General features: G+C 43.1%; 7 protein-coding genes and 2 tRNA genes. 5 read left to right on the forward strand and 4 right to left on the reverse strand.

Features of this window, described 5'->3' with window-relative positions; genetic code table 11:
• The first annotated feature begins 4 nt into the window (after positions 1 to 4).
• The 4 genes from oppC to G327_RS0114090 all read left to right on the forward strand — a co-directional run bounded on the left by oppC (position 5) and on the right by G327_RS0114090 (position 4,614).
• The gene (gene oppC / locus G327_RS0114075; RefSeq protein WP_019615434.1) at positions 5 to 907 is read left to right on the forward strand and encodes an oligopeptide ABC transporter permease OppC; all 903 of its coding nucleotides are present in this window, start codon (positions 5 to 7) and stop codon (positions 905 to 907) included.
• Between the two features lie 11 nt (positions 908 to 918).
• Positions 919 to 1,884, forward strand: a complete 966-nt coding sequence (gene oppD, locus G327_RS0114080; protein ID WP_019615435.1) for an oligopeptide ABC transporter ATP-binding protein OppD — start codon at positions 919 to 921, stop codon at positions 1,882 to 1,884.
• Positions 1,884 to 2,876, forward strand: a complete 993-nt coding sequence (gene oppF, locus G327_RS0114085; protein WP_019615436.1) for a murein tripeptide/oligopeptide ABC transporter ATP binding protein OppF — start codon at positions 1,884 to 1,886, stop codon at positions 2,874 to 2,876. The genes oppD and oppF overlap by 1 nt, the downstream gene beginning before the upstream one ends.
• 394 nt (positions 2,877 to 3,270) lie before the next feature.
• Positions 3,271 to 4,614, forward strand: a complete 1,344-nt coding sequence (locus G327_RS0114090; RefSeq protein WP_019615437.1) for a hypothetical protein — start codon at positions 3,271 to 3,273, stop codon at positions 4,612 to 4,614.
• Between the two features lie 362 nt (positions 4,615 to 4,976).
• On the opposite strand, the gene G327_RS0114095 is transcribed toward G327_RS0114090, so the two are convergent.
• The 4 genes from G327_RS0114095 to gltX form a co-directional block, all read right to left on the reverse strand.
• On the reverse strand, positions 4,977 to 8,087 hold the full coding sequence (locus G327_RS0114095) for an efflux RND transporter permease subunit (RefSeq protein WP_019615438.1): 3,111 nt from the start codon (positions 8,085 to 8,087) through the stop codon (positions 4,977 to 4,979).
• Between the two features lie 14 nt (positions 8,088 to 8,101).
• Positions 8,102 to 9,265, reverse strand: a complete 1,164-nt coding sequence (locus G327_RS0114100) for an efflux RND transporter periplasmic adaptor subunit (RefSeq protein WP_019615439.1) — start codon at positions 9,263 to 9,265, stop codon at positions 8,102 to 8,104.
• A gap of 383 nt (positions 9,266 to 9,648) precedes the next feature.
• Positions 9,649 to 9,724: transfer RNA gene (locus tag G327_RS0114105), tRNA-Ala, on the reverse strand.
• Positions 9,725 to 9,827: 103 nt separating this feature from the next.
• Positions 9,828 to 11,240 (reverse strand): glutamate--tRNA ligase, encoded by a 1,413-nt coding sequence (gene gltX, locus G327_RS0114110; RefSeq protein ID WP_019615440.1) that lies wholly within the window; start codon positions 11,238 to 11,240, stop codon positions 9,828 to 9,830.
• A gap of 626 nt (positions 11,241 to 11,866) precedes the next feature.
• Here gltX and G327_RS0114115 point away from each other — a divergent pair.
• A tRNA-Val gene (locus tag G327_RS0114115) sits at positions 11,867 to 11,942 on the forward strand.
• Positions 11,943 to 11,953 lie beyond the last annotated feature (11 nt).

Below are 11,953 nucleotides of genomic sequence, written 5' to 3' on the forward strand. Positions count from 1 at the left end.
TCTTATGTTAACAAATAAACAAAATTTAGATGCGCTCGATAAATTCAGTGAAAATTTAGAAATCGAAGGCCGCAGCTTGTGGCAGGATGCGCGCATTCGTTTTATGCGTAATAAAGCCGCTATGGTGAGCCTGGTTATTCTCGTTCTTATTACTCTCTCTGTCATTTTCGTACCTATGCTCAGCGAGTTTGCGTTTGACGATACCGATTGGTACGCCCTGCATGAAGCACCGTCTGCCGTGCACTTGTTTGGTACCGACAGTCTTGGACGAGACTTGTTTGTCCGTACCTTTATCGGTGGGCGAATCTCACTGATGGTCGGGGTATTAGGGGCATTAGTGGCTGTAGTTATCGGTACGGTTTATGGGGCTACATCGGGTTTTATCGGCGGTAAAACCGACCGGGCAATGATGCGTATTCTGGAAATACTGTACTCGATTCCGTTTATGTTTTTAGTGATTGTATTAGTGACCTTTTTCGGCCGTAATATTATTCTTATTTTCGTTGCGATCGGCGCTATCGCCTGGCTTGATATGGCGCGGATTGTTCGCGGTCAGACATTAAGTTTACGCAGCAAAGAGTTTATTGAAGCTGCTCATGTATCAGGCGTGAGCAAATGGAATATTATCAGACGTCATATTATTCCAAATGTATTAGGTATTGTTGCTGTTTATTCAACGCTGCTGGTACCGAGCATGATCTTGACGGAATCTTTCCTTAGTTTCTTAGGACTTGGTGTACAGGAGCCGATGACCAGCTGGGGCGCACTGCTGCAGGAAGGGGCGCAGACAATGGAAGTGGCTATCTGGCAGTTAAGTTTCCCGGCAGCATTTATGGTTATCACTCTATTCTGTTTTAATTATATTGGTGATGGTCTGCGTGACGCGCTTGATCCGAAAGACAGATAAAGGAAAGTAAAATGAGTTTATTAGAGGTAAAAGATCTGCGCGTTGAATTTACCACCCAAGATGGTGTGGTTACCGCAGTGAATGATTTAAATTTCTCTCTACAGCCCGGTGAAACACTGGGTATTGTAGGTGAGTCGGGATCAGGTAAATCACAGACTGTATTTGCACTGATGGGGCTGTTAGCTAAAAACGGGATTATTTCCGGCAGTGCGAAATTTGAAGGTAAAGAAATCCTTAATCTGCCTGAAAAAGCATTAAATAAAGTGCGGGCCGAACAGATTGCGATGATTTTTCAGGATCCGATGACCTCGCTGAATCCCTATATGAAGGTCAGCGCACAGATGATGGAAGTGCTTATTCACCATAAAGGCATGAGTAAAAAAGAGGCCTTTGAAGAATCGGTTAGAATGCTGGAAGCGGTTAAAATTCCTGAAGCACGGGCACGTATTGATATGTATCCGCACGAGTTCTCCGGCGGTATGCGTCAGCGTGTGATGATTGCAATGGCGCTTTTATGCCGCCCAAAACTGCTGATTGCCGACGAACCGACAACGGCACTGGATGTGACCATTCAGGCGCAGATTATGGATCTGCTTAACGAGTTAAAGCATAAGTTTAATACTGCAATTATTATGATCACCCACGATTTGGGGGTGGTTGCCGGCAGCTGTGACAAAGTGCTGGTAATGTATGCCGGAAGAACCATGGAATACGGCTCTGTGGAGGATATTTTCTACAAACCGAGTCATCCTTATGCAGAAGGGCTGTTAAAAGCCATTCCGCGTATTGATACAGAAGGGGAAATACTGCCGACGATCCCTGGTAACCCACCGAATTTGCTTAATCTGCCGCCGGGCTGTCCTTATCAGGACCGCTGCCATCGTGCATTTGAGCGCTGTGGTGAAGAGTCCCCTGAACTGTCAGCATTTGCTGACGGCCGCTCTCGTGCCTGTTTTTCTGAATGGGAGTCCTGGTAATGGAAGCCGAAAAAAAATTAATTCTTGATATTAAAGACCTGAAAGTACATTTTAGCATTCCTTCTAAGTCTATTTTGCCCTGGGCAAAACCAGCAAAACTGAAAGCGGTTGACGGTGTCAGTATACAGCTGTTTGAAGGTGAAACATTGGGTGTGGTCGGCGAGTCCGGCTGTGGAAAATCCACCTTAGCGCGTGCTATTATCGGCCTGGTTGAAGCAACAGAAGGTAGTGTGGTGTGGCTGGGCGACGACTTGACTCAGCTTGATGACAAGGTGATGCGCCTAAAGCGTAAAGAGATTCAGATGATTTTCCAGGATCCCCTGGCATCGTTAAATCCGCGTATGAGTGTCGGTGATATTATTGCTGAACCGCTGCGTACCTTTTATCCGAAATTAAGCAAAGCAGAAGTTAAAGAGCAGGTCAAAGAGATGATGGATAAAGTGGGTTTATTACCGAATGTAATAAACCGCTATCCCCATGAATTTTCGGGCGGACAGTGTCAGCGTATCGGCATTGCCCGTGCGCTGATTTTAAAACCTAAAATGATTATCTGTGATGAGCCGGTTTCAGCTTTAGATGTATCGATTCAGGCTCAGGTGGTTAACCTGCTGAAAGAGTTACAGAAAGAGTTAGGTTTGAGTCTGGTATTTATCGCGCATGATTTGTCCGTGGTTAAACATATCTCAGATCGGGTGTTAGTGATGTACTTAGGTAATGAGGTTGAGTTTGCAGAGTGCAAAGCTTTGTTTGATGATCCTAAACATCCTTATACCAAGGCGTTGATGTCTGCCGTACCAATTCCGGATCCTAGGCTGGAACGAGCTAAAAAAATAGAGATGCTCGAAGGTGATCTGCCTTCGCCGATCAATCCTCCTTCTGGTTGTGTTTTCCGCACCCGCTGTCCGCAGGCAGATGCCGGCTGCGCACAAACCCGGCCGGAACTGCAGGGCGGCTTTGAACATGCCGTTTCCTGTCTGAAAGTGACGATGTAGACATTCTATTTTAGTTTATCCGGCAGTGAAAATCAGGCTGCCGGATATATTACTGCCGTCTTTATGATTACCGGTTAATTTATAGGCTAATAAACCCTCCTGTTATTTTCACTTCCTAATTTAATTAATCAGCCCGTAAATCAATGTTATGTTGCTCGGTTTTTTTCTGTGTAAGTTTGTTAGCCTTTGTTTTTAAAGGTCAAAATATAATAAACCACAAAGGTTCAATATACAGGCTGTGAGTGCTGTTATTATTGCCCATTATCCACCAAGGTCAATAGTGGTACGGATGTCGACTCTTTAGAGAATAAATGCTGACAGAGAGATCTTTTTTAGATATCTTAACAAGTCAATTTTAGAGGGACTGTTTAGCTTAAAGCATACTGAATTTTATATGACTGAATTACTCAATCGACAAAAAGTGAATTATCATCTTGCCGTTATTCTTCTTGCCTGCCTGATAACTGGCTCTGTGCTGATAATGACACACGCCGCCGGTCCGCTGCTTATTAATTCTGTGAATATACTGCTGTTGACTTTGACACTGTGTATGTTCTCCATCGCATTTTACGATTTTAAAATATACAAAAATTCACCATTACGTAATATCAAGATAGCGACAGCCGTTTTATGGGCAGTCGCAGCGGCTCTGATAATACACTACCTTGTACCTGAGTTTGTTGACTACCGTCTGCCGTTGTCCAGTTCTTTATTGTGGATTTTTGCCAGCACTATTCTTCATTGCGTGTTTAATTACCTGAGTGAGAGAAAACTGGAAAAATTTGATTTTTATAAAGTGAATGAAGCACCGCGAGAATCAGCTGCAATTACCGAGATGATGCTTCAGAAAAAGGAGCCGATGCAGCAGATTATTGATGAAGACGGTCTTGATCCTATGGTTCTTTTTGATGTTGAAAAAACCGGGGCACATCAGCTTATTGAAATTCGCCAGGTTAATTCTGCCAATACGTTGAAGCAATATTTGTCTGAAGTTGAGATTAAGCTTGAACAGCTTGGTGCGCCGATAGCCGGGGTAACAATAATGGAGATGCAGTACGAACAGGAGAAAGCTTATTACCGCTTTTCTGATGCTAGCGCAGCTGTTCAAGAAGAGCTGACAGATATTGATTTTGCATTTCCTGAGCAAAGTAATACTTTAGCTGCATTGGTAGAATCTGCTATTGAAAAAGCGTTTAGGCATAATCCAGCTGAATCGGTGCAGATAGTCAACGCTTTTAATTATCAGGCGATGTTTAAGTTTTATAATTATGTACAGCGTTTACAAAGACCGGAAAACCGCAGTATTGATTACCTGGCCTGTCATCATGGCATATTAAATATCTGTAATTCATCCTATGTAGAGCTTTATGACTGCAACCTGCAGAGTACGTTAACCTCATGGGTGAATAAAGAGGGCTTGATTCGTACAGATCAGCTTGGAGCTAATGGATTAACTAAACTGGATGATAAGGATAAGGAATGGTTCTATATGGAGCTTCCTTATCCAGAGTGTCGTTTAACCGATATTAAAATAGTAAAAGAATGCCAGGATAAAGACTGCATTAAACTGCATTTCATTTTAGCTGAGCTGATTAAAGGGCAGTTAACTGAGAATAAAAGCGGCCTGAGTCTGTTGATGCGCGGTGATAATATCAGTATAAAAAATGAAGAGCTGAGCGAAGCGGAGCTTCTTTCGGTTGCTGATTATTTTGTTGAAAAAACTGTACTCCAGTTTTAATTCCTAAACTCCTAAAAAACAAAAGCCCGGTTCTTGCATTTCAAAGGTGCTGTTCCGGTAGTGTTTGTTTAGATCTTTACTTATCTGCTGTTTCAACTCAACGGCTTTTTTAAAGCCAAGTCTATCAAAGTACGATGCACTTAGATAAGCGATAACCAGATAACTGCTGCCGGTTTTCGATATGAAATCATCGACTAAGATCTGCTCTGCACTAAGGACTTACCTGCCATAATTCAGCTGCTCACAGCACCTGTGATTAATGCCCGTTTTTCAATTTTCTTTATGTCCATTTTAGTTTCGAACATTTTTCTATTATCTTTAGCTCAGAGGAGCTGCCGGTTACCCGGAGCTCCTGTGCCCCTTTAGTCTTCCTGTTTTTTGGCTGCTTCACGCATTTTCTGCATCATGGCATAGAAAATCGGTACTAGGACAGTTGCCAGAATAACCGAAGCCACCATGCCGCCTAATACCGCATAACCTAAGGATTTACGGCTTTCTGCTCCGGCGCCGCTGGCTAATACCAGTGGAATAACACCTAATACAAATGACAAACCTGTCATTAATACTGCGCGGAAACGTAACCGTCCGGCTTCGACAGCAGCATCGATAGTGGACCTTCCGGATTCTCTCAGTTCTTTTGCAAATTCAACAATCAAAATAGCACTCTTACTGGCTAGGCCGATCAGCAGTACCAGACCAATTTGTGCATAAAGATTAAGCTCGACTCCCATAATCGCCAGATAAGTAAATGCGCCTAATATGGCTAAGGGCACCGATAACATTACCGCCACAGGAATCGTCCAGCTTTCATATTGTGCAACTAAGAACAGATAAGTGAAGACAAATGCCAGAGCAAAAATAAACGGTGCTAAATTACCGGCTTTTAATTCCTGATAGGTTTGTCCGGTCCACTCATAACTGTAACCTGACGGCAGGTCTGCTACTGCCCGCTCTACCGCTGCAATCGCATCACCGCTGCTAAAACCAGGGGCAGGGAAGATGTTAATATCGGTTGAATTAAACAGGTTATACTGCTTGACTGATTCAGGGCCTAATATAGGGGTGATTTCGATCAGTGTGCCTAGCGGTACCATTTCGTTATTCTTGGTACGTACATAAAACCGGTTAATATCTTTTTCACTGTTTCTAAATTCACTGTCTGCCTGGAGCATAACATTAAAAACTTTACCAAAACGGTTAAAGTCATTGACGTAATAGCCACCCAGATTAGTCTGTAGAGTGTTGAATATTACCGACAGTGGAATGCCTAAATCTTTGGCTTTCTTACGGTTAATATCGACATACATCTGCGGCACGTTAGAGCGGAAGTTGCTGAATGAAAAAGCAACTTCCGGCAGGCTGTTAAGATTGAGAATAAATGCGCCCATTACTTGGGACAGCTCTTCAGGACTGCGCCCTTGAGTATCCTGCAGGACAAATGATAAGCCGCTGGTTGCACCTAAACCTGGAATGGAAGGCAGGGCAAAGGCCATCACTTTTGCACTAGGCAGAGTATTAAACTTGCCCTGCAGGCGCGCGATTATTGCACTTTGGTGCATGTTTTTTTCAGGACGCTCTTCCCAGTTATCTAGAGTAATAATTAATAACCCGCCGTTTGAGGCAACGGAGCCGGTCATAATACTAAAGCCGCTGACGTGAATAACATCTGCAACTCCGGCTTCTTCGCGGGCTATAGTGACCAGTTCATCCATTACCTCTTCAGTTCGGTTAAGTGAAGCACCGTCGGGTAATTGAATGTCAACCATAAATGATTTTTTATCTTCAACGGGGATAAAACCTGAAGGTGTGGTGTTCGCCAGGGTAAGCAGACCGGCCATTAATGCGGCGAAAACAATGCCGACTAATAATAAACGGCGTACTAAGAAGCTGACCAGCGAGGTGTAACGTACGGTTAATTTGTCGAAGTAGCTGTTAAACAGAAAATGGAAACCTTTGGTTTTCTTTTTCGGCTTTTTCAATAATGTTGCAGCTAAAGCCGGACTTAAGGTTAATGCATTTATTGACGAGATCAGTACAGAAATACAGATAGTAATGGAAAACTGTGCATACATCTGTCCGGTGATACCCGGCATAACGGCGGTAGGCGCAAATACGGCCAGTAATACCAGCGTGGTTGCGATAACCGGCCCGGTAACCTCTTTCATCGCTTTTTCAGTGGCTTCAACGGGAGATAAGCCTTCATCCTCCATTAAGCGGGTAACATTTTCGATAACAACAATGGCATCATCAACAACGATACCGATTGCCAGCACCAGAGCGAATAGTGAAATAGTATTAATGCTCATACCGATCGCAAGCATAAATGCAAAGGTACCAATTAGAGAAACAGGTATGGCAATCGCGGGAATAAGTGTGGAGCGGACATCCTGTAAAAACAGAAAAACAATAAAAATAACCAGCGCAACGGCTATAAACAGTGTTTCGATAACTTCCGCAATAGAAGCACTTACCGCTTCAGTTGTATCGTAAGCAACAACACTTTCAATACCGGTCGGATAATTTACAGAAAGACGTTTCAGCTCTTTTTTTATCGATTCGGCAACATCTAATGCATTTGCGCCGGGAGACTGATAAACAGCAACGATGGCGGAGGGTTTGTGATTGAATTTACCTTCCGCATCATAACTGGCTGACCCCAGTTCAATACGGGCGACTGCATCTAGATACACTTTTGAACCGTCAGGGTTGGCGCGGATCATGATTTCAGCAAACTCTTCGGCGTTTTGAAAACGTCCTTTAGTCTGCAGCGAGTACTGGAAACGCTGATCTTTTGAAGTCGGGGATGCACCGATACGGCCGGCTGCTACCTGGATATTCTGCTCGCGGATTGCGCTGATGACATCTTCAGTCGTTACATTTAAATCAGCCATCTGGTTGGGATTCAGCCAGATACGCATTGCATAATCCATTGCGCCGATGATTTGTACTTTAGAAACCCCAGGCTGACGTGCTAAAGCATCTTTGATATTGATATTGGCATAGTTAGTTAAAAACAGAGAATCAAAGGATTCATCGGGTGAGTTTAAATTGGCAACCAGGAGCATGCTGGAAGACACTTTATCTACCGAAACACCTGCCTGCTGTACTTCTGCGGGAAGACCTGCCATTGCTTTAGTAACACGGTTCTGTACATTTACCTGGGCCATATCAGAATTAGTACCCACGGCGAAGGTAATACTTAATGAATAGCTGCCGTCATTAGCGCTGCTGGAAGACATATAGAGCATATCTTCAACACCGTTAACCGATGATTCAATTGACTGGGCAACGGTGGCTTTTACTGTTTCTGCATTGGCTCCTCGATAACTGGTACTGACACTGATCTGCGGCGGGGCAATCTCAGGAAACTCTGCAACCGATAACATCGGAATAGACAGAAGACCCGCAAGTGTTAATACGATTGAAATAACAAATGCGAACTTAGGACGGTGAATGAAAAACTGACTGATCATAATGGCCTCTGTCGTTACTTAGTTTCTGATGATGCAGAAAAGGGTTTATCAATAGACTCTGTCGTTTCTACTTCGATACCAATTCGCACTTTCTGCAGGCCTTCAATGATGATTTTTTCACCGACTTCTACACCTTCAGTGACTTCCCAGCGTACATCATAACGGGCGCCAAGTTTAACCATGCGTTTTTCAACTTTATTCTGCTCATTGACCACTAATACAAAACGCCCCTGCTGCTCTTCCTGTACTGAGGCTTGTGAAATCAGTACTACGGACTCAGCGTCAGGTAATCCAATTGTCAGATTGGTATACTGGCCGGGCAGCATCAGTTTATCCGGGTTTGGAAATATGGCGCGAATCGCCAGTGTACCTGTGCTTTGATCAACCCGGTTATCGATAAAGTCGATTTTTCCCGGCTGGTTATAATCAAGCTGTTCACTTAACTGGATTGTCACTGTCAGATCCTCAGTTTGAATGGGCGATGTTCCATCGGCAAATGACTGGCGGGCATTGGATAATTGTTTCTCTGCAATTTGAAAATTAACCCAGACAGGATCTAACTGCACCAGGGTGGCAAGCTCGAGGTTATTAGCAGTAATTAGATCACCGATACTTACCTGCGAACGACTGATTCTGCCGGAAATCGGTGCCAGAATTCGGGTATAGGATAAGTTTAATTCGGCTGTGTCCAGTGCTGCTTGGTTAATTGCTACATCTGCCTGGGTCTGATTCATCTGCGCAGTTAATTCATCAATATCCATTTCCGATATTGCGCCGGTTTTGCTTAGTTTAGTCCCGCGTTCCCAGCGGTTTTTGGCAATTTTAAATGCAGACTTTGCATGAATTAAAGCCGCTTTCTGCTGCTCTACTACGGTAATATAAGGTCTTGGATCGATTTCAAATAATAGTTCACCTTTATTAACATCATCACCGCCGGTGAAGTGCCGCTTTAATAAAGTGCCTTCAACCTGTGCACGAATTGAAACATCTTCCGTTGCTTCTGTACGGCCGATAAATTCCATTTGCGGTTTAATATTGCTTTGCGAAACGGTTTCGACAATGACATGTGGTGTCGGCGCTTTAACTTTTTGAATTTTGGCATCTTCACAACCGATTATTGAAGTAAAAAACAGCAGGCAGATACTGGCTTGTGAAAAGCGAAGCAAAGAAAGAGTCATAATGGGTAAATCCTTATGCGGTTAAGTTGTTAAGTGATTAATCTGCGCCTTATTCCATAGCTGCCGCAGTGATTCTTTGAGTATTTAGAGAAACTTAATATATGTTATTTTTGCAATTATAGTAATAAGTTAGAAGCCTTAATGCGCGCTCTACTTGTTTTTACATAGTAATATAGATTTTATGCAGTCGCTGATATGGTGCCGGGTCAGTAAAAAAGAAGTTTTGTTCAATTTTTCGTTTATTTCACAAATTTAAGTTTGTCGGCGCTGTTAGCTGCGCATACAAAATATAGAGGCCGGATGGATTTACACAAGAAGGAAGAATAAGAAAATGATTTAAAAAATAGGAATGTTAACGAAAGAGTATTATAAACCATAAAAAATGGTGGAGCTATGCGGGATCGAACCGCAGACCTCCTGCGTGCAAGGCAGGCGCTCTCCCAGCTGAGCTATAGCCCCATATTCGGGTTGGGATTGTTCTGTAGAAATGAACAGGACGCATGATATGCGTCCTGTTTTATTTTGTCAATTCAATATGTTAAAAATAATTTCAATTTTTTATTTATTGAGCAGCTTCACGCGCAGCAATGAACTCCAGCGCACGAGAAATACGTGTTATGCTGCGCTCTTTACCAATTAAACGCAGGGTAACATCTAAAGAAGGTGACTGACCAGCACCGGTAATAGCCACGCGTAGAGGCATGCCGACTTTACCCATACCGACTTCTAGTTCATCAGCTGTATCTTGAATGATCTGATGTAGAGCTTCGTCTGTCCAGTTTTCTGCCGCCTGAAGTTTCTGCTGAACTAAAGCAAGTGCATCTTTAGCAACCGGGCGAAGGTGTTTTTTGGCAGCTGCTGCATCAAACTCTTCATATTCTTCAAAGAAGTAGCGGCTTGATGCTGCTAAATCAACTAATGTTTTAGCACGCTCAGAAAGGGCGGTTACGATTTCAGGCAAAGCAGGACCGTTACCGGTATCAATTTTCTGCTCATTCATGTGCCACTCAAGGTGCTGTGCAACATAAACAGGGTCAAGCGTTTTAATATAGTGCTGGTTTAACCAGACTAATTTGTCAGTATTAAAAGCAGAAGGGGCCTTATTAATGGCGTCTAATGAAAACAGGTCAATCATCTCTTGTTCTGAGAAGATTTCCTGGTCACCGTTTGACCAGCCTAAACGAACAAGGTAGTTTTTAAGTGCTTCAGGAAGGTAACCTTCATCACGATACTGCATTACTGACACAGCGCCGTGGCGTTTTGAAAGTTTAGCGCCGTCATCACCTAAAATCATTGCAACGTGTGCATATTCAGGCAAAGGAGCATCTAATGCTTTTAAGATGTTAATCTGACGTGGTGTATTATTGATATGATCTTCACCACGAACAACGTGGGTGATACCCATATCCCAGTCATCAACAACTACACAGAAGTTATACGTAGGTGTGCCGTCGGTACGCTGAATGATTAAATCATCCAGTTCAGTATTAGAAAATTCGATATGGTCACGCACGTGATCATCAAACTTAACCGAGCCTTCTTTAGGGTTTTTAAAACGTATTACAAAAGGTGCATCTGTATCAGCCGGTGCAAGATCACGACATTTACCATCATAGCGGGCTGCTTGACCTGCTTTTTCTTGTGCTTCACGCAGTTCATTAACACGTTCTTTTGAACAGTAACATTTGTACGCTGTACCATCAGCAAGCATTTTTGTGATTATATCACTATAACGATCAAAACGTTTTGTCTGGTAATAAGGGCCTTCATCCCAGGTTAAACCCATCCAGGTCATGCCTTCTAAAATAGCATCAACGGCTTCTTGAGTTGAACGTTCGATATCCGTATCTTCAATACGTAAAACAAACTCACCACCCTGGCTTTTTGCGTGTAACCAAGAGTAAAGCGCAGTACGAGCGCCACCAACGTGTAAATAGCCAGTAGGGCTAGGGGCAAAACGCGTTTTAACTGTCATTAAGAAATATCCTTTATATATAAGCTCGGAAATAATGCGCGTATTTTAACGAATACCGTCTTAATTACATTAATTATTTCGATTTAATCACATTAGGGCCTGTTTATCTTTGCTCTTTGTTCCTGCTGGAGGCTATTTTTATGCTCAGCAAGGCAGAAGTCATGCAGTGTAGTCACTCTACATTAATGACTGATAACGAAGTTGAGTGTAAAAATATCCCCAGCCCTTCGGGTTGAGGCTGAAAATTCCTCACTCTGCGTTGCTCATCACTCATTTAGAACAGCTAAACTTCATTCTTCGCGCCTTGATTGATAAACTTTCAGGCTCAACAGGAGCAATTTTCAAAGACAAACAAGCCCTCAGCTGCTTAATAAATGTAAAAGTTCGCAATAAATAGGCTAACATTGTCTGCTGTTTGAGCAGTTGAACATAAAACATGGTTTTTATTATAAAAATGGCTTGACTGAAAAAGGGCTGTCCCTATAATACGGCCCACACAACGACGCGGTCGATTAGTGTTGTTTGTGAAATTTAAAGATAAGCGGTTAGTGCCGTTTTGCGGAGAGCAATGCTCGATGCCTTTAAACTTCAATCAGGAAGTAAAACTGAAATCTCCAATTAAAGATGGGCGATTAGCTCAGTTGGGAGAGCACCGCCCTTACAAGGCGGGGGTCACTGGTTCAAGCCCAGTATCGCCCACCATCTTTAACTTC

The organism is Psychromonas ossibalaenae ATCC BAA-1528 (assembly GCF_000381745.1).
Lineage (GTDB): Bacteria > Pseudomonadota > Gammaproteobacteria > Enterobacterales > Psychromonadaceae > Psychromonas > Psychromonas ossibalaenae.

Excerpts from the sequence above, each read along its gene's own strand:
- G327_RS0114090 (WP_019615437.1), top strand. The coding sequence starts at position 3,271 with ATGACTGAATTACTCAATCGACAAAAAGTGAATTATCATCTTGCCGTT.
- G327_RS0114100 (WP_019615439.1), bottom strand. The coding sequence starts at position 9,265 with ATGACTCTTTCTTTGCTTCGCTTTTCACAAGCCAGTATCTGCCTGCTG.
- oppD (WP_019615435.1), top strand. The coding sequence starts at position 919 with ATGAGTTTATTAGAGGTAAAAGATCTGCGCGTTGAATTTACCACCCAA.
- G327_RS0114095 (WP_019615438.1), bottom strand. The coding sequence starts at position 8,087 with ATGATCAGTCAGTTTTTCATTCACCGTCCTAAGTTCGCATTTGTTATT.
- oppF (WP_019615436.1), top strand. The coding sequence starts at position 1,884 with ATGGAAGCCGAAAAAAAATTAATTCTTGATATTAAAGACCTGAAAGTA.
- gltX (WP_019615440.1), bottom strand. The coding sequence starts at position 11,240 with ATGACAGTTAAAACGCGTTTTGCCCCTAGCCCTACTGGCTATTTACAC.
- oppC (WP_019615434.1), top strand. The coding sequence starts at position 5 with ATGTTAACAAATAAACAAAATTTAGATGCGCTCGATAAATTCAGTGAA.